The organism is Paenibacillus profundus, assembly GCF_021369635.1.
GTDB lineage: Bacteria > Bacillota > Bacilli > Paenibacillales > Paenibacillaceae > Paenibacillus_B > Paenibacillus_B profundus.
In genome coordinates this window covers 51,441-75,115 of sequence record NZ_JAJNBZ010000016.1, presented here as the reverse complement: position 1 = coordinate 75,115, position 23,675 = coordinate 51,441, and the positions used below count along the sequence as shown (strand labels likewise).

Below are 23,675 nucleotides of genomic sequence, written 5' to 3'. Positions count from 1 at the left end.
GTATCTAAATGTATGCGGGTCGGAAGGGAAATGTTCATGCCGTTAATGTTATTTTACACGAACCGAGCCATCGCCGAATATGGCTTCAATCTGCTTGAACAACTCGGGGGAGGGCTTCAATGCATATGCCTCGTTAAGCGCGATCAGCTGCTGCTCACGCTCATAGAACAGCACGGTAGGCAGCGGACCGGGGCTCGTCTTCAGAAGCTGCTTCAGCTCCTGTAAGAGCTCCGGCCGTTCGCGATCGGCCGTTATCTTGATGTACACGCGCTGAGCGCCTGAACGCGCTCCTGAACGCGCAGACGGCGTGCTGCGCTCCTGAGCCGACGGCGCGGAAGCAACGCGCGAAGCAGCGGCGCGGCCTGAAGAGGCGCCGCCTGTACGCTCCGACGTGCCAGCAAGCCCCGCCCCCGCGCGCGACTTCGCAGCTTGCGCGTCATGCGGGCTTGGCACGCTGTGCCCGCTCTGCGGCCCGCGGCGGCGCTTCACGAGCGCCGCGACGGCACGCTGCTCCAGCGGTACCGCTTCGTGTGCCAACAGCTTGTAATCGTCGTCCTGCTGCTGCACCTTGGCGCGCACCGCCAGCAACGCGCCCTTATGAATGAGCGGCTCCGCACGCCGCCACACTTCGGGGAACAGCACCACTTCCGCACGGTCGATGCGGTCCTCCAGCTCGATGAACGCCATCGGCTTGCCCTTCTTCGTCGTAATAGAGCGGATGGATACGACCATCCCGGCGACGATGCACTCACTGTCGTCCGGAGCATCATGCAGATCGACAAGCCGATCCGTCTCCACCTCGCGCAGCAAATCCGTATAATCGTCCAGCGGGTGGCCGGACAGATACAGTCCAAGCAGCTCCCGTTCCAACTCAAGCTGCTCAGTCATCGTAAAGGCTTGAACGTTCGGATAATCAATCGTCCAATTGCTCACCTCCACGAACCCGAACAGCTGGATTTGCAAATCTTCCCGTTCCTTGCGCCACTTCGCTGCCGTTTCCAGCGTCTCGTCCAGCATCGCAAGCAATTGGGCGCGATGTCCGGGCATGGTGTCAAAAGCCCCCGCCTGTATCAGCGATTCGATAACCCGGCGGTTGCATACGCGCAGGTCCACCCGTTGACAAAAATCGAGTAAATCCGCGTAGGGCTTCTCCTTACGTTCTTGAATAATGCTCTCGATCGCTGTCGTTCCAACATTTTTAATCGCGCCGAGACCGAAGCGAATCGCCCCTTCAAGCGGTGTAAAGTGAACCAGGCTCTCGTTCACGTCAGGCGGAAGCAGCTCGATGTGCAGTCGCCGGCAATCCTCGATATATTCCGCAATTTTCCGGTGGCTGCCCATATTGGCCGTCAGCATGGAAGCCATGAATTCCATCGGATAATGTGCCTTCAAATATGAAGTTTGGAACGCCAACACCCCGTATGCTGCTGCATGCGCACGCGGGAAGCCATAGTCCGCAAACCGCACGATCATGTCGTAAACCCGATTCGCCTCTTCCTCCGTATATCCCTGACGTCGACTTCCTTCGACAAAATGCTGTCGCTCTTTGTCAAGCACTTCGCGCTTCTTTTTCGACACAGCACGACGCAACAGATCAGCTTCGCCCAAGGAGAAACCGGCCATCTTCGAGGCGATGTGCATAATTTGCTCCTGATAGACGATAATGCCGTACGTATCTTGAAGAATCGGCTCCAAGTCAGGGTGCGGGTACTCCACAGGCTTCAGCCCGTGCTTGCTCTGAATGTAGTTCGGAATAAATTCCATTGGACCCGGGCGATACAGCGCCACCACGGATACAATGTCCTCGAATACGGAAGGCTTCAGCTCCCGCAGCACGCGCCGTACTCCGGCCGATTCCAACTGAAACAGCCCTGTCGTGTCGCCGCGTGTGAGCAGCGCATACGTTGCTGCATCTGAATCGTCGAGCGCATTCAAATCAAGCGCAGATCCGGTGCGGCTCTCCACCCATTCCAACGTGCGCTCAATGATAGATAACGTACGCAGTCCGAGGAAATCCATCTTGAGCATACCGATCGCTTCCAGATGCTCCATCGAGTACTGCGTGAGCGCAATATCCTCTGTACCCGCCTGCAGCGGAACGTAATGCGTCAAGGGCTCCTTGCTGATGACGACACCAGCCGCATGCGTAGAAGCATGGCGCGGCGTCCGCTCCACCTTCGATGCCATCGTCAGAAGCTCGCCAATGCGTGGCTCCCGCTCCGACCATTCCCGCAGCTCGCTGCTCGTTCGCTGCGCTTTATCGAGCGTTATGCCGATCTGGTTCGGAATGAGCTTCGCTACGCGATCTGTCTCATTGTACGGCACATTCAGCACGCGGCCTACGTCGCGCACCGCCGCGCGGGCGGCCATCGTGCCGAACGTTATGATTTGCGCGACGCGGTCATGGCCGTACTTATCCGCCACATAGGCAATGACTTCATCCCGGCGCTCGTCGTTGAAATCGATATCGATATCCGGCATCGTAATCCGTTCCGGATTCAAAAACCGCTCGAACAACAGCTTATATTTCAATGGATCGACATTCGTAATGCGAAGGCTGTAGGCAACGAGACTGCCTGCGGAAGAACCCCGGCCAGGACCGGTCATGATGCCTTGCTCATGGGCAAAGCGAATGAAGTCCCAGACGATTAAAAAATAATCGGAAAACCCCATCTTCTCGATCGTGTTCAATTCATAATGCAGCCGCTCCTGAGCGCTGCGGCGGAACGCTTCCTGAGACCACTCCGCCTGGCCTGAATAACGGCTCTGCAAGCCTTCCTCGCACAGCTGGCGCAAATATTCCGCAGCTTTCATCCCATCCGGGATCGGCTCAAAAGCCGGCAGCACCGATTTCTCAAAGTCCAGCTCCACATGACACTGCTCTGCGATGCGCGAAGTATTGGCAATCGCCTCCGGCACATGTCTGAACAGCGCATTCATCTCTTCCTGAGATTTAAAATACAGCTGATCCGTGCCCATGCGCATACGGCCTTCATCTTCAATCGTCTTGCCGGTGCCGATACAGATGAGCACGTCTTGCACCGCTGCATCTTCCTGCTTCATATAGTGAACGTCATTGGTCGCGGCAAGCGGAATTCCCGTCGCTTCACTCAAGGCGATAAGTCCAATGTTGACCTTCTTCTGCTCAGTCAATCCGTGATCCTGAAGCTCCAAATAGAACCCTTCCTGGAAAATATCCCGGTACCGCTCCGCCGCTTGGCGAGCTTCCTCGCTCCGGCCGTGCAGCACATGCTGGGACACTTCTCCCCCAAGGCAGGCGCTGAGCCCGATGATCCCCTCAGAATACTTGCGCAACGTGGCCATATCGACCCGCGGCTTATAATGAAATCCTTCCAGATGCCCGACTGAGCAAATCTTCATTAAATTGCGATAGCCCTGCTCACTCTTCGCAAGGAGAATCAAATGATAAATCGGCTGATCCTTACGCGAGCCCTTCTCATGTAGAGAACCGGTCGTCACGTACGCTTCCATGCCGATAATAGGCTTTATGCCATGTGCCACACATGCTTTGTAGAAGGCGATGGTGCCATACATAACCCCATGATCCGTGAGGGCAATCGCCTTCATGCCGCATGCGGCCGCTCGTGCGGCAAGCGCTTCGATACGCGCCGCCCCGTCGAGCAAGCTGTATTCACTATGTACGTGCAAATGCACGAACTGGTCCATCCCATTCACTCCTCATCCCAATGCATCATGCGAACATATTTTCGTCTCTTATTGTATCATATTTCCGCGAACAGATCCTATACATGTACAAGGGGGTTCTTGTCCTTAGCTGGCAGCCCCGACATTCAGCTATTCGAAAGGAGCGGCCATGATGGGCTCATTTATGTCCAAGGCATTGCTGGACTTCTTCATCGCCTTCGGCGTGGTGCTCGGTGGTTCCATGCTGGCCGGCATCGGGGCCGTGATTGCGCTGCAGTCGCCGGTCGATACGATGAAGCACATCGCTGAGCATTTAAAAATATGGGCGGTCGTTGCCGCGGTCGGCGGCACCATCGATCCAATACGTGTCATTGAGAGCAACTTCTGGCTCGGCAATTTGTCTCCTGTGTTCAAGCAGCTGCTGTACATTTTTGTTTCCTTTGTTGGTGCGCATCTCGGTACGGAACTCATTCAATGGATTTGCCGCGGACGCTCGTAAACGGACATTCCTAAGTTGAAAGGAGACGGTGCAGCATGCGCCTCAATACAGTGCCACGGTGGTTAAGCGACACGGCGCTCGTCATCGTCGGCATCGTGGTAGGTGCAGCGATCTACCATGCCGTATATTTGCATCAGTTCAATCAGCTGATGATGATGAATATGAACTTGAAGGACCGCTTGGTCCAATATCAGGCGAAGACGGAAGATTTGCTGCGCTACAAAAACCATAAGACGATCATTCGCAGCATCGATCTGCATATTTACAAATCAGGCAGCGATGCTGACATTCCGCAAGCGGATGAAACCGAAATCCGCCGGCGTTTGCTGAAAGATTTAGCGGGATTGAAAGGTAGGGACGTGTTCCAAATCGACGAGTACAGCAAGCTTGTGGAAGGCCTGCTCGCCCGTAAAATTTACCCGGATATCAATGCGAAGGATTATACGGTACAGATGCGCACAATGCTGTTGACAGAAGGAGTGCTTCACGTCTGGGTCGACGTCAAAACGTATCTGCCAACAAATTTGTCATTCCAATAGAAGTTGTTCAAAAAGCCTCTTTTTGAACACGAGCCAATAGGACAGCCTCCCAAATTATGATACTATTAAGGAAAAATGACCCACATCATCATCAATGAAGGAGAGTTGCTTTCATGACGGAATGGATACAATGGGCCCTGCTGCTGCTCATTTGTCTCACATCGGCGCTGTCCGTTTTTTACAGCTTCCGTTCAAGGCGCCAGAAGGAGCCTATGCTGCGCGGCTTATATGCGGCACGCATGAATGTATGCATGGGGCTAATGCTTATATTTATGGCATCGATTCAAATGCTCATTTATACCGGTTCTACGGTCCGCGTCATCGTCGGCGCCGTCCTGCTCGTTATCGGGCTGTTCAACCTGTTTGCAGGGCTGCGCAATCACGGCCATTTTCAGAGACTGATGTCACCGCAAAAATAAATGCGCAGAAGGGACAGCGTGCCATTCGCTGTCCCTCCCCTATTAGTACGTGCCTTAATCATGATCGATGGATTGCGCGGTCATCATCGCCTTGGCGACGAGATGCTCGCCATGTCGAATTTCCAGCTCGAGCTTGCAAAATTTCCGGCTCATTTCAATAAATTCGGGATGAAGCGTCACTACATCCTCAATCTGTAGCGGCCGAACGAAATATGTCGTCATATTTTCCATCACATGATCATAACTTCTCTCATCTTTGACAGCCCGCAATGCGGCCTGGGTTATAATCGTCGTCAAGATGCCTTCAGATACAGAGCCGAAGCCGTTCACCATCTGCGGCGTAATGACACCACGGAAGAACAACCGGCCTTGATCGTCGCGTTCTTCATCAAACCCGTTCCAGATCAAGTCATCGAACGTTTCTCCAAGCTGCGGTTCCTTCCGCGCATCCCGCATCGCCTGCAGCACTTGACGTCTTGTTACGACGGCGATGAGCTTCCGGTTGCGGTCCACAATCGGAAGCAAATCCACCCCCTCCCATACCATCGTATGGGCCGCCGATGCGAGCGTCGTCTGTAAATTAACCGTAATCGGATTGCGCGTATACAGTTTATCAATCGTCTGATCGGAAGCTGCGCCTAATATATCTTTGTACGTAATCATGCCGATAACCCGGTACCATTCGTCGACGATTGGAAATCGGCTATGCCCCGTCTCCTCCCGCATCCGCTCGAAATCTTGCACCGTGCTCACCGGTCGCAGCACATACATCTGCGCCTTCAACGCCACGACATCTTCGATAATCATTATCTTTTTCTTGATGAGCCGGTCGAACAGCGCCCGGTTAATCATCGATCCGACCGTAAATGTATCATACTTCGAAGAAATAATGGGCAGATCCAGTGCATCCGCAAGCAGCTTCACTTCCCGGCTCGTACCGAACCCTCCTGTAATAAGCACGCCCGATCCGTGTTGCAGCGCAAGACGATGCGCATCTTCCCGGTTCCCCACGATAAGCAAGCTGCCGGCATCGATGTAACGGGCCATCGCATCGAGCTTCATCGCACCGATGACATATTTATTGAGCGTCTTGCTGAGTCCCCTGCTTCCGCCAAGCACGTGCCCGCCTAGTATGTCCACCACTTCGCCGAATGTCAGCTGTTCGGACATATTGCGCGGCTTCTTCTCGACCCGCACCGTTCCAATGCGTTCCTTCGTAATCACGATGCCGATGCTTTCCGCCTCTTTTACCGCTCGATAGGCCGTACCTTCGCTCACCAACATTTCCTTCGCCAATTTACGTACGGAAATCTTCGTCCCTGGCTTCAGACTTTCAATATGATGAAGCAGCTGCTCGTGCTTCGTTAACGTCGCATCGTGTCCATCCATCTGTTACACCCCTAATAACCGAACTGTTGTACTCTGTCTTTATATTACCATATATTTAAAGTCGGTTGCAAAAAAAGACAAGCGACGCTAGAAACATTCCAGCGTCAGCCTGTCTTTGAGATTGTGCGCGTATCTACAAATTAACCAGTTACTACTGTACCCGTTTCCGCCTCCACTCGCTCACGCTTCACCAGCTTGCGATGGCTGATTCTGAAGAAGACGAAGCTTCCGATTAACGAAAGCACAAGGAAGATTGACAGCTTGCTCAAATTCATCCATACATAGCCCATATCTTCAAGCGCAATGACACCGCGGAAAGCGCGGATCGTGTACGTCATCGGGAACCAAGGATGCAGCATTTGGAAAAACTCAGGCGCCATTTCGATTGGGAACGATCCTGCTGTCGATGACAATTGGAGCACCAGCAGTATAACGATAATAAAACGCCCTACATTTCCAAATGACGTTATGAAAAATTGTACCATAGCAAAGAAAGTCAAGCTCGACATCACGCAGACGACAAAGAACATCGTAACGTTCATGACTGGCAATCCGATCACGTTCAAAACAACGAGACCCGAAATGAGAACCTGAAGGGAGCTCTCTACCATCATAAATCCGTACTTGCTCATCATCCATGCAAACCCGGAAGGCGGACGTCCACTCGTCTCATACAATGGATAAATCATCGAGAACATTAAAGCTCCAACGAAGAAGCCCAGTGACAGGAAATAAGGCGCCATTCCTACACCGTACGTAGTTACATCATGATTTTCCTGCTTGCTGCTGTTCACAGGGGACGTAATGAATTGATACGTTTTGTCGGTTGTATCCTGTGTTGCCTTCTCCGCACCTTCCCTCAGCTTGTCGCGCAGCTCTGCGCCGCCGGATAGTAACTTCTGTTGACCGTCCAACAGCTGTGCGAATCCATCGTTGATCGCATCTTGCGCCTTCTCTACCTGATTCAGCATGTCGCTCATTTTCTCAAAAATAAGCGTCTGCACTTTTTTGGCGGCATCATCCAGCTTCATTTCCGCCATTTCGTGCATCATATCGCGTGCCATAGGTTCGAGACTATTCACCTTGTCGTCGGTAGCCTGATGAATCTTCGCGATAACTTCTGGCATGACACGATCCAGCTCATCATTCACTTTGTGATGAACATTGTTGACCACTTTAGGCTCATATTCCGTCCATTTATCGTCAACGAGCTTATGCAATTTGTCGGTCAACAGCTTCGATTTCTCCTGATACGTATCTTCCGCGAACGTGTGCGCCTTGGCAAGCAACGCCGGCGCGAGTTCATTTGTTTTGGACATCGCGACCTGCTGAGCCATCGAGCGAACCTTCGGATAGATCTCGTCAAATTTCGTATCGGCTGTGTGATGCAGCTTGCTGACAAGCTTCTTGCCAACCTTGTTCAATTCATTGTCAACCATGTTAGTCAAATCTTGTTTGACTTTCTTTTTCAGCTGTTCCAGATTATCCGGAGTCAGACTCGTTTCTATCTTGGCACGGACATCTTCCAGCTTCTTCTTCATATCTTCCCATTGCTGCTGCATATCCGGAGGCAGCTGCTCGCCGATAGGCTTCAGCTTCTCTTCCAATTGATCGAGATCGGCCTGAATTTGCTCGAGCTGCGTTTTTCCCTTTTGAATCGCGTCATCGAACAGCTTGTCGACCTTCTCATCAATGTATTTATGAATAGAGCTCTGGATAGAACTTTCGATTTTGCCGTATTCGCGATCAATGATGGTATGCATCTTCGTGCGAGCTACCGGCTCCATATCTTTAATGGATTTGTCGAGCTCCCGGCTGATTGTTGACATTACCTTGTTTATATTTTTCTCATAGGCATTATCAATTTCATCATGTAATTTCTTGCGAATTTCATCTCCGTATTTAACTGACTGCTTATCAATTTGTTCATGCAGCTTCTCTTTCGTTGGCAGTGAATATTCATTGACAAGCTCATCAATTTTGACATGCACGGTGTCATGCACGATATCGGTATATCTGTTTGCTTCCGTATCGATTTCCTGATGGATTTTATCAACGAACTTCGGCTTGTTCTTATCCATCGCTTCATCAATCTCTTGATGTATTAATTCATCCAGCTTCTCTCGGTTCTCATCGATCATTTTCTGAACCATCGAATCGGCTTCCGAAGTTTTGGAATTCACTTGAGAATTAAGCTCGTCGCGGAATTTCTGTAATCCTTCGCCTAATTGGCCCAGACCATCCTCAATCATTCCGGCCCCGTCACTTGCCGTACCGAGCCCTTCCGCAACCGTCCCAATCGCATTGAACATCTGCTCCACATACGTCTCTGTCACTTTTTGCGACAATTCCGACTTGATGTTTTGAACCACTTTATCTGAAATTTGCCCAGACAAGAAGTTAAAGCTGCTGTTCTCTGTATAAATGAGATTCATCGGTTCGGGATTGGTGTCCAGAATCGTCGTCGCGTTGTGCGACATCACCTCTGGGATACGAATTAAGAGGTAAAATTTATTCTCGCTTAATCCGCGCTCCCCTTCCTGGCGCGTTACAAAGTGAAATTGGACCGCATCATTGTCGTGCAGCTTTTCAATAAGCTCGCGACCGATGGCAATTTCCTTTCCTTCGAACATAACCGGCCGGTCCTCATTGACGACAGCGACAGGTATGTTTTTGACATTGCTGTATGGATCCCAGTTAGCTACCAAATATACACCACTGTACATAAGGGGGATAACCAGGAGTCCAAGAACCGGAATCAAGGCGTCCTTGGACCGAACTATTGCCATCAATTCCGACCAAAAAAAACGAAGAGTTTTCATACTGTCACCTCCTTAAATGACCAAATGACCAATTTGTTAAATGAGTTCTGAATTAGCAGATGAAAGTTATTATACTCCTTCGTTCTGAAAATTTCAAATAGCATTTTCAAGGAATGCTGCAGCTACATTTTCCAAAAAAACATTAAAATTCGAAATATTGTTCTCAAAACGCACACTTATTCCATTATCCATAACATTTAATAAAGTGCAATTCTTATATTTTTAAAACATGAAAAACCCGCTCTTTATTCTAGAAAGGAGCGGGTTCAACTGATTCCTATTCAATTGCATCCTACATTCAGTACCGTCCTGTCGGGATTACCGTTTCCCTGGTTCATACGGCTGGCCCAACGCGGCAGGGGAACTGCCTTTGCCTACCGTAAAGATGAGCGCAATGAGCGTCAGCACATAGGGGAGCATATAGAACACTTCCGTCGGTATGGCCCTTGCGAATTCATACAGCTGCACCTGATCCTTCAGTGCTTGAGCAAAGCCGAAGAAAAGAGCTGCGCCCATGGCCCCTACCGGATGCCAACGGCCGAATATAACAGCGGCTAGCGCTATATATCCTTGCCCTGAAATCGTATTGAACGCAAAGCTGCTGTTCGCCGTCAGCGCGATCGTAGCACCACCGAGCGCCGCAATCGAGCCGCCCACCATAACGCTCCATGCACGCAGCCGGTTCACGTTGACCCCAGCTGTGTCCGCCGCGCCTGGATGTTCCCCTACCGCCCGCATGCGAAGCCCGAGCGGCGTCTTGAACATGACGTAATAGACGATAATGACTAGAATGAAAGCAATGTACGTCGTTGGATACGTCTGAAACAGCGCTTTGCCAAGAAACGGAATATCGCTCAGCCACGGAATGTGGATGCGATGGAATACATTCGTAATAACCGGCGTGTCCGCCGCGCCGTCAAACAGCAGCTTCACCATGAAGAAGGTAGAGCTTGCAGCCAGCATATTGACGACGATACCACTAATAACTTGATTGGCCTTGAACCGGACCGATGCGATGACATGGATACCGGAGAAGATGACGGTAAATACCAGCGCGGCCAAGCAACCGAGCCATGGCGCTGCCGCTCCGAGTCCAGCTTGCTCCGCATAGTAAGCAGTAACTGCGGAAGAAAAGGCGCCGGATACCATAAAGCCTTCCAATCCCAAATTAATGACACCCGATCGTTCGGCGATAAGGCCGCCCAACGCAGCGAAAATAAGAGCCGTTGCAAATACGAGAGTGCCGTTTATCAAAAACCCTAGTATCTCCATCTGCTATCCCTCCCGATTCGCCTGTTTGGAACGCTTCGTCTTATTGAGCAGCCAGCGGATCATGCCCGGAGCCGCAGCGAAGAAAATAATAATGCTAATGACCATCTTAATTACTTCCCCCGGAACATTCGCACCGAAGCTCATTCCTTGGGCGCCGTACATCAATGAACCGAACAGCGCCGCGGCCAGCAATATGCCCAAGGCCCCGTTCATGCCGAGCAACGCAACCGCAATGCCGTCGAAGCCAAGTCCCGATGTCGCTGAAGCGATCGCCATATATTTGAAGACGCCGAGCACCTCGAACGTCCCGACCATACCTCCCAGCATGCCCGACAGGAAGAACGTGCGAATGACGACTTGCGACACGTTCATCCCTGCATATTTGGCTGCATGATTGTTGTTCCCCACCGCACGAATCTCGTATCCCCACTTCGTCCGGTTCATATAGAAGTGGTAAGCGATCAGCGCAACAACCGCCAGCGCGAAGCCCCAATGAATGCGCGCTCCGTCCAGCAGTCCGCTCAACCAATTAATTTGAATACTGGCCGATTCCTGAATGCTCTGCGAGCGTGATGTCCCCTCTTCGGCCATGAACGCTTTGATGACCATATGGCTAAGGTACAATGCCGTCCAGTTCAGCATGATGCAGGATATGACTTCATTAATGCCCCGCTTCGTCTTCAACACTCCAACCAAGGCACCCCATAATCCGCCAAGCAGTGTTCCGGCAATGATAGCTACAATCGCATGAATGATCGGCGGCATAGAAATCATATTGCCGACCATGAGCGCGCCGAGTGAGCCCATCACAATTTGACCGTCTACCCCAATGTTGAACATCCCGGCGCGAAATGCGATTGCGACGGCAAGCCCAGTGAAGATAAGCGGCACAATCGCGCGCAGCGCCTCACCCATATCGTAGGCATTGCCGAAAATTTTCTCCAGCATGGACTGATAGGCGAGCAGCGGATTATAGCCTCCGGCGATCATGACGATAGCGCCGATAAGCAGGCCCAAGACGATCGATAATAACGAGATTTTAACAGATTCTCCCGCAAACAGCGCTTTAAGCTTGTTCATCCCCGATCCCCTCCTTGATGCTTGCCCGCCATCAACAGACCGAGCTCTTGATCCGATGTCGTCTCCGGGGTCGTCTCGCCTACGAACCTGCCATTGAACATAACTAGAATCCGATCGGAGACGTTAATGATTTCATCCAGCTCGAACGACACGAGCAGGACCGCCTTCCCCTTATCACGCTCGGCAATCAACTGCTTATGCACGAACTCGATAGCCCCAACATCGAGGCCTCGCGTGGGCTGAGCCGCGATGAGCAGCTTCGGCTCCTTGGCGATTTCCCGAGCGATAATCAGCTTCTGCTGGTTGCCGCCGGACATGGAGCGCACCGGTGTATGAATGCCTGGCGTACGGATGTCGAATTGCTCGACATGCCGCTCCGCAACCTCCTCTATCGCCTGCCGATCCAGCAGACCTTTGTGATTGAAGCGTTCCTCATAATATGACTTCAGCACCGCATTCTCGCTAACGTCGAAATCGAGAACGAGTCCGTGCTTGTGGCGATCCTGTGGAATATACGAAATACCCGCTTCGGACGCCGTTCGCGGCGAACCGTGCTTGACATCCCGGCCTTCAAGCCGAATGGTGCCCGACTCAATCGGCCGCATGCCGGTAATGGCTTCGATCAGCTCCGTTTGACCATTGCCATCTACGCCGGCGATACCTACAACTTCCCCCGCACGGATGGATAGAGAGATCCCGTCGACCGCCCGCTGCCCGTTCTCGGCTGTCACGACCAGATTGGCAATGTCGAGCAGCGAATCTTGCGGATTCGCGGGCCTCTTGTCGGTCTTGAACTGCACGCGGTGCCCAACCATCTTCTCCGCCAGCGTTTCCTGATTCGTATCGGCTACCGTCACGGTTTCTATCATTTTCCCGCGGCGGATAATGGTGCAGCGGTCAGCGACATCCATAATTTCCTTCAATTTGTGCGTGATGAGCAGAATCGATTTCCCTTCATCCACGAGTCTCTTCATGATTTGAAGCAGCTCGGTGATTTCCTGCGGAGTAAGTACCGCAGTCGGCTCGTCGAAGATAATGATCTCCGCCCCTCGGTACAGTGTCTTCATTATTTCAACTCGTTGCTGCATGCCTATCGAAATCGATTCAATCTTGGCCTCCGGATTAACATTCAGCCCGTATTGCTTAGACAGCTCAGCAATCCGGCTGGCGGCGCCCTTCAAGTCCGTGCCGAAGCCGCGCTTTGGTTCCATGCCAAGAATGATATTCTCCGTCACGGTAAACGGAGGAACTAGCTTGAAATGCTGATGCACCATGCCTATACCGCACTCGATCGCTTTATTCGGGCCATCCATCACGATGGGCTGTCCGTTTAGTTCGATAATCCCTTCATCTGGCTGGTACAAGCCGAATACAATATTCATCAGCGTCGATTTCCCCGCGCCGTTCTCTCCAAGGAGAGCATGGATCTCTCCTTTTCTGAGCTGCAGGCTAATTTGATCGTTAGCAACAATTCCGGGAAAACGCTTCGTGATCCCTTTGAGCTCCAGTACGATTTCTCCGTTATGCATGGCGTTCCCCTCCGTAACGAGTTTCCCCGCCACATACTGCTGGCGGGGAAACGAAAATGGTTAATTACGTCGTTGGCACTTGGATTTTACCTTCAATAATCTGTTCACGATATTGTTCTACCTTATCGAGAATGTCTTGCGGCACGTTCTTGCTAGAAGTCGGCGCCACGTCGACCCCTTTTTCCTTTAAGCCCATATAAGTGATTTTGCCGTCAGGGAAATTCCCGTCAGCCAAATCCTTCGAGATTTGATATACCGCTTCATCCACTTTCTTAATCATCGACGTCAGCGTAATTTCATCTCCGAATTCAAGCGACTGATCCTTGTCGACGCCGATGACCCAGACACGTTCACCGCGGGCTACGCGCTCTTTCGCTTCATTGAACACGCCGTTGCCCGTTAAGCCGGATGCGTGGAAAATAATATCGACGCCCTCGTTATACAGCGTGGAAGCTGCTGATTTCCCCATATCTACGCGGACGAATTGCCCGGTGTAGAGCGGCTTGAACGACGCATCCGGATTTACCGCCTTGATCCCTTCCCGGAATCCAGCCTCGAAGCGCTTGATGACCGGGATTTCCATGCCGCCAACAAAACCGATTTTATTGGATTTTGTCATTAATCCAGCAATAACCCCTACTAAGAAGGCTCCTTCATTTTCTTTGAACAAGACCGAAGCTACGTTTGGAACTTCCACCCCTGCGTCAATGATACCGAGCTTCGCATCTGGATTCTCGGAAGCGATCTGCTTCACTGCCGCATCGAGTGTTTCGGCCGTAGCCCATGTCAAGTCGTATTTATTCTTCACGAATTGGTTCAAGCTTGGAATGACTTCCGCGTCGTTCTTCGGCTCTAAAAATTTCACTTCATAGCCGAAGTCCTCCTTCAGCTTCTGCAGACCTTCCCATGCGCTTTGGTTGAACGATTTGTCATTGACGCTTCCCATGTCGGTAACCATGCCGACCTTCAGCTTTTTGCCTCCGCTCTCTTCAGGTGCTGAACCACTGGATGACGATTCGCCAGACTTGCTTCCACAGCCTGCCAGCGCAAACGAGAATAACAGAATAGCGGATAATACGAGCAGCATTGATTTTTTCATGACCTTTTCCCCCTTGAGTGTCATTAATATCTTTCTGAATACATAGCCCCTTTTTGAGGCCATTCAAAAAGTCCCTTTTCGAACACGCACTCTTAAAACCATCCAATTCGGTAGTTCAATGTATAGGATTGAGCGCGTCACTGGACCGCAAGCAACGAAAGAAAGCTGGTCCCATGACCCGTACTCGGGACGCCGAAGTTATCAGCCAACGTGGCAGCCAAGTCGGCAAAGGTGGAGCGGATGCCGATGGAAGCGCCGCTCTGCGCGAACCGCGGATTATATAGCAAAATCGGCACGTATTCACGTGTATGATCAGTTCCCGCATGAATCGGATCGTTTCCGTGATCCGCCGTAATGATGAGCAGGTCCCGTTCCCCGATGCGCTGCATCAACTCGGGCAGCGACTGATCGAAAGCCTCCAGACAGCTGGCATAGCCTATAGGATCGCGCCGGTGACCATATAGCGAATCAAAATCAACTAAATTCGTAAACAACAAGCCGCGGAAATGGGCATCCAACTGCGCCAGCGTTGTCTCGATGCCATGAGCGTTGCTCTTGGTCGGATAGGACTGCGTAATGCCGCTGCCCGAGAAAATGTCGTTAATCTTGCCCACAGAGAGCACATCATAGCCGTGCTCCGACAGATGGTTGAGCAGTGTCTTCCCTGGCGGGGCAAGGGCGTAATCGTGCCGGTTCGGGGTCCGGATGAACTGCCCTGGACTTCCGACGTAAGGTCTCGCTATAATCCGCCCGACGGCGTATGGAGCTTCGAGCGTCAGCTCTCGGGCAACATGACAGGCGGCATACAGCTCTTCGAGTGGAATGATTTCCTCATGTGCCGCGATTTGAAATACGCTGTCCGCGGAGGTGTACACAATCCATGCCCCTGTGCGCATCTGCTCTTCCCCGTATTCGTCCAATACAGCGGTACCGGAAGCCGGACGGTTGCAGATCACCTTCCGTCCTGTCCGCTCTTCAAAGATGCGGATAAGCGGTTCAGGAAAGCCAGAAGGATACACTTGAAACGGGATCGCGACATGCAAGCCCATCAGCTCCCAATGTCCCGTCATCGTATCCTTGCCGACCGACGTCTCCGCCATCTTGCCGTAGAATGCTGATGGGGAAGGACCCTCTTCCATATGCGGCAGCGGGGATATATTGCTGAGCCCAAGCGCCTGCAAGTTCGGCAAACGCATGGAAGGCACCCGCTCCGCAATATGGCCGAGCGTGTGCGCACCTTGGTCTCCGAAGGCTTCCGCATCAGGCATCTCCCCGATTCCTACGCTGTCCATGACGATAACACATACTCGTTCGAACATTTGTAACCACTCCTGTCTCATGTCCTTTTCTTGGTGTCGCCGTTCTTGCCAAGACGTTCTATTGGATTAACTTGCCCCCGTCATGTAATATGTGGATAGAAGATAAATACAGTTCTGCGACAGGTCCTTGCATCCGGCAATCCTGTCGGGATAGGAGGCACCCATGATTGATGATTTGCGCGATGTCTTCATGTTTCAAGATTTGACTGCTGCAGAATGCGAAGACATCGCCCCCTTGCTTAAAGCTCGCAGCTATAAGAAGAGTCAGATTTTAATTTATGAAGAAGATCAAGGCACAGACTTATATATTCTTCGCGAAGGCTTGGTCAAGGTGTACCGCCTTCATCAAGATAAAGAAATTATTTTCAACTTTCAGTTTCCCGGCGATGTCGTCGGAGAAATGGAAGCGATTGCAGACCATCAGCATCGCGTCGCTTCGATCGAGACGATGGAGCCTTCTCACTTCTGGGTCATCAGCCGACCGGACTTTCTGCGTGTGATGGACGAGCATCCCGCAATATTGCGCCGCGCATACCAACGCTTACTCGACCATTTGCGCGTAATGAATCATAAAGTGCGCTACTTGTCCTATTTGGACGTTAGGCTGAAAGCAGCCAACTTGATTCTGGATCTGTACTACAATTTAGGAAAGCCTCATGAATCCGCTTACAAAATTGAATGTAAATTAACGCATCACCTGCTGTCCACCATGATTGGGGTAACACGCGAATCCATTTCCAAAGTGATGCGCGACTTCCATGAAGAAGGCATCTTAGTCATGCAGCAAAAGTATATTTACATTACCGATTTGGAACGGCTTCAATCCATGTGCGACGACATGCAGGACGTTACGTCATCCCGCAAATGGCGTTCAGAATGCGGTTCGGCGTCCAAATTACGCTAACGGATTGTTCAAAAGCGACCTTTTAATACGCACCTAAAGCTATCTTTGTCACGAGGCTTGTCTTCATTATAAATCCAAAATGTAAGCGTTTCAGTTAAATACCAATCATAATTTTGGTGAAATTGTTCACAGAATCTGGGGCGACTGCTTCACGGAAACAGGATTGAGATTCATGGTATCGTTAAGAATAGGTAGTAACCGCTTTCAAATATGTGAGTGTTTAAAATGGAAGGCGCTTGGTTCACTATTAACGATAACATGGAGGGATTCAACATGAGTGTTCACTTGGAAGCGAAAGCCGGAGACATCGCCCCCATCGTCTTGATGCCGGGAGATCCGCTGCGGGCGAAGTATATTGCAGAGACGTTTCTAACGGATGCCGTCTGTTATAATCAAGTCAGAGGCATGCTGGGGTATACCGGCACGTATAAAGGGCAGCCTGTGTCCGTGCAGGGCTCAGGAATGGGGATTCCTTCATTCTCCATTTACGCTACGGAGCTCATTCAAGATTACGGCTGCAAAACGCTCATTCGCGTAGGCACATGCGGTGCAATTCAACAAGACGTCAAGCTGCGCGACGTCCTGCTGGCACAAGCCGTATGCACGGACTCTTCCCTTAATCAGCATACGTTCCCTGGGTATGATTACTCGCCAATTGCCAGCTTCGACCTGCTGCGGAGCGCTTATGATATCGGTGTCGCGAAAGGGTTGAACCTGCGCGTCGGCAATATTCTGTCTTCTGATTTCTTCTATGGCGGCAATGAAGAAATGACGATGAAGCTGGGACGGTACGGTGTGCTTGCGGTAGAAATGGAGGCGGCGGCGCTCTACACGCTGGCAGCGAAGCACCAGATTCAAGCGCTCGCATTGCTGACCGTAAGCGATCATATTTTGACCGGAGAACAGACGTCGTCTCAAGAACGCCAGACCACCTTTAATGATATGATTGAAGTCGCTTTGGAGACCGCAATATCCTGATGTCCCTTTTGATCTCGTACTGATATCAGCCTTTCAAAAGAGCCCTTTCCTGCGTGAATGCAGTCAAGGGCTCTTCGTTATGTTACTTCATCCGCTCTGTGCGCTGCGTCAACCGTACTTTCCACCGGCGCACCTTCTCCCGCTTAATGTGCTTCAGCCGTCGCTCCGTCTCTTCATCCACCCGGAGCAAGCGATGCAAATGGGCGGCGATGACCAGCAGGGCGAACGCTGCCCACACGATGCCGAACCAGACTGCCGGCGTCAGGCCTTCCTTCAATGAAATGGTGGGCAGCACGACAAGCAGCATGGCCAAGACCAATGCAATATACACGACATGCTTCCACCTGCGGCGCCCGACGGAGGCCGAATTCATGAATTTATTCATCATGGCTACGCTCCTTGCTTTCGACACGGCGACATAGGCAATCAGCCGTGCTCTTGTCCTATACTAGAGCGTATGCATGACATTCATGAATGATGACTGATGTCCTTATTGATACAGATGACCTAGCGATTCAGAGACAATCTTGTTTACGTCTTGAATGATAACCGCAAGACGGCGTTCTGCATCGAACAGACGGGCGATGTCCGGATTCATGCTGATGACCTCAAACATCTTCTCCATCTTCTCCATCTCTTCTTGTGCCGGCATTTCCCCAGTCATCATCTTCTGCTGCATATCCATCTGGCGTGCACGGAAATCGTCAAGCATGCGTTTGCTATCTGTATCTCCTTCAATTGCTTTCATCGCTTCTTCGACGGATTGAGCCTCCTCGCAGGATTGCAGAGCGCGTGCTAAATCATGAGCTTTGTCATATACATTCATTTCATCTCATCCTTTCGGAAAAAATACATTAGTCAGCATAACACAGTTCATTTCACCGTTTCATTCCCATTTATGACGTTTATCCGACAGCTAGCAGAACAAACGACTGGAACAGGCCGATAATTCCGCCCAATAACGCCCCCAGCCACGTAATCGCCCGGAATTCTTTGCCTGAGACGCTCAAAATAATCGTCTCCAACCGTTCTACCGGAAATTGCTCCACCTGAGAGCGCACGACTTCCTCTAATCGTGCCGCCCGGACAATCTGATCCAGATTGCGGTCAATCAGCGTTATAGCTCCATTGACGATACGCGGAACGTAAGGCATCCAGGCCGACTTCACTTCATCCAGCCATTGTGCCGGCCTCACCTCCGCCAACCGTTCTAAGCGCTGATCCCATTGAATCCATAACTGCAATTTCCGGATAACGAAGTCCATCGCATCTTCCTCGTCCTTCAAATCTGCCCATGCGCGCACCAATTGCGCAGGCGGCAGGCTTACCCATTCGGCAAGCTTACCAGATATGAACTGCGATACCGCAGCTTGCACCGCAGGCGATTGCAACTGCTCTATAATGACAGGCGACATCCGGGAGACGAGCTTATCCTCATCTACAACTATAGCCGCCATGGCGCCGAAGAAACCTTGGGCACGGTCAATGACCTCCTTCGCCATTCGGGTTAACATGCGCTGACCCTGCAGTGACGTCAGCTCTTTCTGAAGCGAGTGCAGCACTGCGGCCGCGGCATTGTCCGACATGCGCTGCCTTGACTCCTCCGTTCCGATTGGAATCCATTCGGATAACGGGCGTTCGTCCCATCCCTTGGCAGTCAGCCAGGATGTAAGCCCCTGCTCTGTCAATCGATCCAGACGCGAAGCTAACCGGAGCTTCAATTCATCCCACTCTTCATTCGGGAACAAAGAAGCCGTCCATTGCTTCACGGTACGTTCATCCTTGAGCCACGCCTCGATATACTGCGTGACAGCCTGAACCGCACGCTCCCGCACATCGGGTCTGTCCAGCATGACGCGAAGCCCGTCGCTTGTCACTAAATATTCGGACACAACCTCTCCTAATGAAGCTGCGATGTCCTCTCTCCGTTTCGGAATGAGTCCAGGAGTGAACGGGACACGCCATCTCCCAATTCGAACCGGTTCGCGCGGATGAAACAGCATTTTTATAGCAAAATGGTTCGTCACTCCACCGACCAGGGCAGCTACGCAGACACTAAACACAATAAAAAGCCAATTGGGCATGTCTCTCCCTCCTTTTCCTGGTGTAGGTCATCACCAAGGGAAATATGTCCTCATATGATAAATTAACGTATACGGTTTGCCTGTATCGACCCATGCGGGTATTTACCGTATGAATGACTGCAAGTTGTTGTTGGAAGGAGATCCTTCATGTCTAAATCTAAAGTGACGCTCCAGGTGGTAAGCTCCGGCATCTTGCGAGAAGAAGTGCTCATGTTGGGCGAAGCAATCGTCAAACAGTGGAAAATTCCCGTTAATCAGCCCCTTACCCTGCGTTTCGGCTCCTTCAAGCACCGTGTGTCGGTCGTACCGATTCCCCGCTTTGACGGGCTACGAATGAATCATGTTCTTGCACGAAGCATGGGACTCCTCTCGGGCCACTCGCTTCGAATCGTCTACAAGCCGTCCAGTCAGACACTCTGTCTCGGCCCTCTCATCGGCGTGCTAATCAGCCGTGATCGCCCCGATACCCCGGATAAGCCGTTCGGGCAAATTACGATGTTCTGCAAGGAACTCGTAGATGCCTGCCGATCTCAAGGGGCACTGGTCTGTTTCTTCACTCCTGAACAAATTCAGGATCTGCACATCGTGCAAGCTTGGGTCTTCGCAAACGGAAGCTGGCAGAAGACAAACACGCCTGTTCCCGACGTAATCAACAACCGCTTGACCTCACGCAAACTGGAGAACAAACCTAGCGTACAGCATTTTATGAAAGAAGTAAAATCACGGTATCAGTCCCACATTTTCAATGAAAAGTTTTTGGATAAAACCGAGGTATTCGATGCGCTGCAGCATGATGCGGAACTCGCCCGGTATTTGCCTGAATCGCATTTGTTGCGGAACTTCACGATGTTAAAGTCGATGTGTTCCCGCTACAATACGGTGTTTCTCAAGCCCGCAAGAGGCAGTCTCGGGAAAGGTATCGTCCGCATAACCCGTATGCAGGACAGCGGCTATCAGGCCATGTATTCCACCATCAATGGCACGAAACGCCAACAATACACCAGCCTGCTTAAGCTGTTCTCCAGTCTGTCGAGCAAAATGAAGAACAACCGGTACCAGATTCAACAGGGGTTGACGTTAATCGATCACGGAAAGCGTCCGGTCGATTTCCGCGCGCTCGTACAGAAGAATGCTACCGGCAAATGGACGATAACCTCCATCGTCGCCCGCATCGCAAGCACCCAACATTTCGTATCGAATCTGGCACGCGGCGGCTCGCTCAGCACGGTGAAGGAAGCTGTCAATAAGGCGAATCTCCCTTCTAATACCAAGAGCGATGTTCATGTCCGTCTAAAAAAAGCGGCGCTTGATATTGCGCGAGGCGTTGATACGCACATCCCCGCTCATTTCGGGGAATTAGGCATCGATCTTGCCGTGGACTCCTCCGGTAGAGTATGGCTTCTCGAGGTAAATTCCAAGCCTTCCAAAAATGACAATACGCCCCTGAATGACAATAAGATTCGGCCTTCCGTACGCAAGATTGTCGAGTATTCCCGTTTTCTTAGCGGCTTCTGAGGAGGTGGCATAGATGAGTGAAGACCAGCCAAAGGAATATGCGCTTGGCGTGCTAGAATGCGATTCGCAAGGATCACCTCCATTTACCGAAGCGGCGTATTGCCGCAAGCTGTGCAAGATCGGTCACAAGTACGGCGTACAGGTCGTCGTCTTCTCTCCGCGTTGGGTTCATTGGCACGACCTTACCGTAAGCGGGTATGTCTACGGCACACACGGATGGGTGCAACGCATCGTCCCATTGCCTTCACTCTTATATGACCGCTGCGCTTATTCCAATAGCAACCAATATCGAAGAACCCGCACCGCTATTGCCAGACTGATTCGGGATGCAAACGTCACCTTGCTCGGCATCGGCTTGCGTGGAAAATGGGACGTATACCAATCATTATCCAAGGAACCGTTCTTACTTGACATTTTGCCCAGAACCCGATTGTTCGCCGGAGCAGGCAGTTTAGCCGACCAGTTGAACGAGTGCGGGGGAGAACTATTTCTTAAGCCCCACGGTGGAACGCACGGCAAATCCACACTTCATGTTCGCCGCCTGTTCGGCAGCGATGCATCTGCCGGTAATGAAAGAGATGCTTCTGTCCTTGGAGCTTACTTGCAACTTCGCGGCCGGGACGAACGCAATCGCCCAATCCATCGTACCTTTGCGCATCCCGGTGAAGGATTGAAATGGATTGCCCGGTTCATCGGCAAGCGTAAATTTATCGTGCAGCCCTACTTAACTTTGGTTACGCAAACAGGTGAACCGTTTGATATACGTATCCTGATGCAAAAAAATGAGAAGGGGCGTTGGAGCTTTACGGGAATGGCCGCCCGTGTCGGGCGGCAGCACAGCATCACTTCGAACTTACATGGAGGCGGTCATGCCGTTTCGGTCGTTCCATTCTTGGAAAGCCAATTCGAACCAGAACACGTACAACGTCTCGTGCAACAGCTTCGCTCTTACAGCGAAATCATTCCACCGATTCTAGAAGCGCGCCACGGTCGTTTGACTGAGGTCGGTCTGGATTTCGGAATTGACCGTGAAGCCCGCCTGTGGCTCCTTGAAGTCAATTCCAAGCCGGGCAGGTCGGTTTTCAGGCAGACGGGCGAGCAGGAAGCCGCCATAAAATCCGTGGAGAACCCCATATTGTATGCGCGCTATGTAATGGTTCGATATCTTAGGAGGGTTAGTCCATGAGTTTGACGGTATGCAACGTCCATTTGACGCCAAATTCCGAGAAGATCTTATACGTGTCCAACTCACTGTTGAAGCAGTTGAAGCTTGCCGGAAAAAAGTCCGTACGGCTCAGGTTGGGGAAAACCAGCGTACCCGCCACGGTCAAACCGATTAAAAAACCCGGCAAACATCTGTATGTTACGGCCGGCTTGCGAAGTTCGTTTCGAGTACCTAAGTCCGGTCTCGTCTATTTGCTGAATGAACACGAGGGTGACTTGCAGTTGGGCCCTTTAATCGGCGTCATGTCCGACACCTCTTCACGTTCAACCACGAGTCCATTCGGCAGCCGCACCGGCTTTATTAAGCAAATTCTGCGCTCCGGCAACAAGAAAGCCTACGTCTTCGCCTTCAGTCCGCGCGACGTCAATTGGCAAAATGACACCGTGCATGCTTTCTTCGTTACCGACTCAGGTGCGTGGGTGCGGAAGACGGTTCCGCTCCCCGATGTCGTATACAACCGCCTGCCGAGCCGCAGGGCGGAAACATCAACGTCCATCAACGCACTCCGCGAACGTTTTATGAAGAAGAAAATACCGTTCTTTAACTGGAGCTTTTTTAATAAATCCGATGTGTACGCTCTGTTGAAAGATGAATTGAATGCGAATCGGTACGTTCCCGAATCCATTATGAATCCGACACCCGACATCATCCGCGCCATGCTGGATCGGCATCAGTTCGTCTATTACAAGCCGACCGCCGGCAGCTTGGGCATCGGCATTTACCGGCTCACTTATTTGCCTAAGAAAGGCTACTTCGCCCGCTATACAAACAACGGCAAAAATGTGCTTCTGCGCTTTAAGCAGTTCTCGAGCTTGATTCGAATGCTTGAAGCAAGACACGGACGCTCCTTGCGCAACTATGTCGTTCAGCAAGGGGTGCGCCTCATCGAAATCGACGGTTGTCCCATCGACTTCCGCTTCCATATGCATAAGGACGGAGAGGATAAATGGGTCGTCGTCGGCATTGGAGCCAAAAAAGCGGGGAAAGGCAGTGTGACCACGCATGTGAAGAACGGCGGGAGGCTCATGACACCAGAGCAGGCACTCCAGCGCGCGTTCGGTGCACGTGCAGAAGAGGTGTTAGATAATTCCAAGCAGGTCGCCATCGAATTGGCAGAAGCCATCGAACGCAATCACCCTCATTTATTGGGAGAACTCGGGTTTGATCTCGGCATTGACCGCGATGAGCAGGTGTGGATGTTTGAGGCCAATGCGAAGCCAGGGCGCTCTATCTTCAAGCATCCCTCATTAAAAAACGAAGGGCAATCGTCGATTGAGCACATCCTAGAACACTGCCTGTACCTGAGCAAATTTCGCAGGGAGGAATCGACGTGAGC

Annotated in this window: 19 protein-coding genes; 8 read left to right on the top strand and 11 right to left on the bottom strand. The window is 51.5% G+C overall.

The genetic code is table 11. The features are described from left to right. Nucleotides 1–48: 48 nt before the first annotated feature. Nucleotides 49–3,687 carry a DNA polymerase III subunit alpha gene (locus tag LQV63_RS18315; RefSeq protein WP_233697812.1) on the bottom strand — a complete coding sequence of 1,213 codons (3,639 nt, stop codon included), beginning with the start codon at nucleotides 3,685–3,687 and terminating at the stop codon, nucleotides 49–51. Nucleotides 3,688–3,838: 151 nt separating this feature from the next. On the opposite strand from LQV63_RS18315, the gene LQV63_RS18310 reads away from it, so the two are divergent. The 3 genes from LQV63_RS18310 (at nucleotide 3,839) to LQV63_RS18300 (ending at nucleotide 5,123) form a co-directional block, all read left to right on the top strand. Beyond that, nucleotides 3,839–4,165, top strand: coding sequence for a YtrH family sporulation protein (locus LQV63_RS18310; protein WP_019422767.1), 327 nt, complete (start codon nucleotides 3,839–3,841; stop codon nucleotides 4,163–4,165). Nucleotides 4,166–4,200: 35 nt separating this feature from the next. Next, complete coding sequence (locus LQV63_RS18305; protein ID WP_019422766.1) at nucleotides 4,201–4,704, top strand: hypothetical protein; 504 nt, start codon at nucleotides 4,201–4,203, stop codon at nucleotides 4,702–4,704. Nucleotides 4,705–4,817: 113 nt separating this feature from the next. Beyond that, nucleotides 4,818–5,123 (top strand): YtpI family protein, encoded by a 306-nt coding sequence (locus tag LQV63_RS18300; RefSeq protein WP_019422765.1) that lies wholly within the window; start codon nucleotides 4,818–4,820, stop codon nucleotides 5,121–5,123. A 54-nt stretch (nucleotides 5,124–5,177) separates the two neighbouring features. Here LQV63_RS18300 and LQV63_RS18295 read toward each other — a convergent pair whose 3' ends face one another. From LQV63_RS18295 to deoB, 7 genes are all read right to left on the bottom strand, one after another. Then, a complete protein-coding gene (locus tag LQV63_RS18295; RefSeq protein ID WP_233697811.1) occupies nucleotides 5,178–6,512 on the bottom strand; it encodes a DRTGG domain-containing protein in 1,335 nt (444 codons plus the stop codon). A gap of 140 nt (nucleotides 6,513–6,652) precedes the next feature. Further along, nucleotides 6,653–9,334 (bottom strand): YhgE/Pip family protein, encoded by a 2,682-nt coding sequence (locus tag LQV63_RS18290; RefSeq protein ID WP_233697810.1) that lies wholly within the window; start codon nucleotides 9,332–9,334, stop codon nucleotides 6,653–6,655. 318 nt (nucleotides 9,335–9,652) lie between these two features. Continuing rightward, a complete protein-coding gene (locus tag LQV63_RS18285) occupies nucleotides 9,653–10,606 on the bottom strand; it encodes an ABC transporter permease (RefSeq protein ID WP_019422762.1) in 954 nt (317 codons plus the stop codon). 3 nt (nucleotides 10,607–10,609) lie between these two features. Next, a complete protein-coding gene (locus LQV63_RS18280) occupies nucleotides 10,610–11,686 on the bottom strand; it encodes an ABC transporter permease (RefSeq protein ID WP_019422761.1) in 1,077 nt (358 codons plus the stop codon). Then, nucleotides 11,683–13,215 (bottom strand): ABC transporter ATP-binding protein, encoded by a 1,533-nt coding sequence (locus LQV63_RS18275; protein ID WP_233697809.1) that lies wholly within the window; start codon nucleotides 13,213–13,215, stop codon nucleotides 11,683–11,685. The genes LQV63_RS18280 and LQV63_RS18275 overlap by 4 nt, the downstream gene beginning before the upstream one ends. A 64-nt stretch (nucleotides 13,216–13,279) precedes the next feature. Continuing rightward, entirely contained in the window at nucleotides 13,280–14,314 is a 1,035-nt protein-coding gene (locus LQV63_RS18270) for a BMP family lipoprotein (RefSeq protein WP_233697808.1), read from the bottom strand. A gap of 137 nt (nucleotides 14,315–14,451) precedes the next feature. Further along, nucleotides 14,452–15,633, bottom strand: coding sequence for a phosphopentomutase (gene deoB / locus LQV63_RS18265; RefSeq protein ID WP_233697807.1), 1,182 nt, complete (start codon nucleotides 15,631–15,633; stop codon nucleotides 14,452–14,454). Between the two features lie 163 nt (nucleotides 15,634–15,796). Between deoB and LQV63_RS18260 the strand changes: the two genes are divergently transcribed. Together LQV63_RS18260 and deoD are read left to right on the top strand one after the other, a co-directional pair. Then, nucleotides 15,797–16,537: a Crp/Fnr family transcriptional regulator gene (locus LQV63_RS18260; RefSeq protein ID WP_233697806.1), complete on the top strand. Its 741-nt coding sequence runs from the start codon at nucleotides 15,797–15,799 to the stop codon at nucleotides 16,535–16,537. A 273-nt stretch (nucleotides 16,538–16,810) separates the two neighbouring features. Further along, entirely contained in the window at nucleotides 16,811–17,515 is a 705-nt protein-coding gene (gene deoD / locus LQV63_RS18255) for a purine-nucleoside phosphorylase (protein ID WP_233697805.1), read from the top strand. Between the two features lie 82 nt (nucleotides 17,516–17,597). Here deoD and LQV63_RS18250 read toward each other — a convergent pair whose 3' ends face one another. The 3 genes from LQV63_RS18250 to LQV63_RS18240 form a co-directional block, all read right to left on the bottom strand. After that, nucleotides 17,598–17,903 carry a hypothetical protein gene (locus LQV63_RS18250; protein WP_233697804.1) on the bottom strand — a complete coding sequence of 102 codons (306 nt, stop codon included), beginning with the start codon at nucleotides 17,901–17,903 and terminating at the stop codon, nucleotides 17,598–17,600. Nucleotides 17,904–18,005: 102 nt separating this feature from the next. Next, the gene (locus LQV63_RS18245; RefSeq protein WP_019422754.1) at nucleotides 18,006–18,341 is read right to left on the bottom strand and encodes a YlbF family regulator; all 336 of its coding nucleotides are present in this window, start codon (nucleotides 18,339–18,341) and stop codon (nucleotides 18,006–18,008) included. A 79-nt stretch (nucleotides 18,342–18,420) separates the two neighbouring features. Continuing rightward, on the bottom strand, nucleotides 18,421–19,599 hold the full coding sequence (locus tag LQV63_RS18240) for a DUF445 family protein (protein ID WP_233697803.1): 1,179 nt from the start codon (nucleotides 19,597–19,599) through the stop codon (nucleotides 18,421–18,423). 147 nt (nucleotides 19,600–19,746) lie between these two features. Between LQV63_RS18240 and LQV63_RS18235 the strand changes: the two genes are divergently transcribed. The 3 genes from LQV63_RS18235 to LQV63_RS18225 are packed head-to-tail and all read left to right on the top strand — an operon-like array spanning nucleotide 19,747 to nucleotide 23,673. Next, nucleotides 19,747–21,114, top strand: a complete 1,368-nt coding sequence (locus tag LQV63_RS18235; protein ID WP_019422752.1) for a YheC/YheD family endospore coat-associated protein — start codon at nucleotides 19,747–19,749, stop codon at nucleotides 21,112–21,114. A gap of 13 nt (nucleotides 21,115–21,127) precedes the next feature. Further along, a complete protein-coding gene (locus LQV63_RS18230; protein WP_233697802.1) occupies nucleotides 21,128–22,300 on the top strand; it encodes a YheC/YheD family endospore coat-associated protein in 1,173 nt (390 codons plus the stop codon). Next, on the top strand, nucleotides 22,297–23,673 hold the full coding sequence (locus LQV63_RS18225) for a YheC/YheD family endospore coat-associated protein (protein ID WP_233697801.1): 1,377 nt from the start codon (nucleotides 22,297–22,299) through the stop codon (nucleotides 23,671–23,673). The genes LQV63_RS18230 and LQV63_RS18225 overlap by 4 nt, the downstream gene beginning before the upstream one ends. The last annotated feature ends 2 nt before the right edge of the window (nucleotides 23,674–23,675 follow it).

Bases quoted from the DNA above. Each gene is read 5' to 3' on its own strand.
- LQV63_RS18315 (WP_233697812.1), bottom strand. From the start codon at position 3,687: ATGGACCAGTTCGTGCATTTGCACGTACATAGTGAATACAGCTTGCTC.
- LQV63_RS18310 (WP_019422767.1), top strand. From the start codon at position 3,839: ATGGGCTCATTTATGTCCAAGGCATTGCTGGACTTCTTCATCGCCTTC.
- LQV63_RS18305 (WP_019422766.1), top strand. From the start codon at position 4,201: ATGCGCCTCAATACAGTGCCACGGTGGTTAAGCGACACGGCGCTCGTC.
- LQV63_RS18300 (WP_019422765.1), top strand. From the start codon at position 4,818: ATGACGGAATGGATACAATGGGCCCTGCTGCTGCTCATTTGTCTCACA.
- LQV63_RS18295 (WP_233697811.1), bottom strand. From the start codon at position 6,512: ATGGATGGACACGATGCGACGTTAACGAAGCACGAGCAGCTGCTTCAT.
- LQV63_RS18290 (WP_233697810.1), bottom strand. From the start codon at position 9,334: ATGAAAACTCTTCGTTTTTTTTGGTCGGAATTGATGGCAATAGTTCGG.
- LQV63_RS18285 (WP_019422762.1), bottom strand. From the start codon at position 10,606: ATGGAGATACTAGGGTTTTTGATAAACGGCACTCTCGTATTTGCAACG.
- LQV63_RS18280 (WP_019422761.1), bottom strand. From the start codon at position 11,686: ATGAACAAGCTTAAAGCGCTGTTTGCGGGAGAATCTGTTAAAATCTCG.
- LQV63_RS18275 (WP_233697809.1), bottom strand. From the start codon at position 13,215: ATGCATAACGGAGAAATCGTACTGGAGCTCAAAGGGATCACGAAGCGT.
- LQV63_RS18270 (WP_233697808.1), bottom strand. From the start codon at position 14,314: ATGAAAAAATCAATGCTGCTCGTATTATCCGCTATTCTGTTATTCTCG.
- deoB (WP_233697807.1), bottom strand. From the start codon at position 15,633: ATGTTCGAACGAGTATGTGTTATCGTCATGGACAGCGTAGGAATCGGG.
- LQV63_RS18260 (WP_233697806.1), top strand. From the start codon at position 15,797: ATGATTGATGATTTGCGCGATGTCTTCATGTTTCAAGATTTGACTGCT.
- deoD (WP_233697805.1), top strand. From the start codon at position 16,811: ATGAGTGTTCACTTGGAAGCGAAAGCCGGAGACATCGCCCCCATCGTC.
- LQV63_RS18250 (WP_233697804.1), bottom strand. From the start codon at position 17,903: ATGATGAATAAATTCATGAATTCGGCCTCCGTCGGGCGCCGCAGGTGG.
- LQV63_RS18245 (WP_019422754.1), bottom strand. From the start codon at position 18,341: ATGAATGTATATGACAAAGCTCATGATTTAGCACGCGCTCTGCAATCC.
- LQV63_RS18240 (WP_233697803.1), bottom strand. From the start codon at position 19,599: ATGCCCAATTGGCTTTTTATTGTGTTTAGTGTCTGCGTAGCTGCCCTG.
- LQV63_RS18235 (WP_019422752.1), top strand. From the start codon at position 19,747: ATGTCTAAATCTAAAGTGACGCTCCAGGTGGTAAGCTCCGGCATCTTG.
- LQV63_RS18230 (WP_233697802.1), top strand. From the start codon at position 21,128: ATGAGTGAAGACCAGCCAAAGGAATATGCGCTTGGCGTGCTAGAATGC.
- LQV63_RS18225 (WP_233697801.1), top strand. From the start codon at position 22,297: ATGAGTTTGACGGTATGCAACGTCCATTTGACGCCAAATTCCGAGAAG.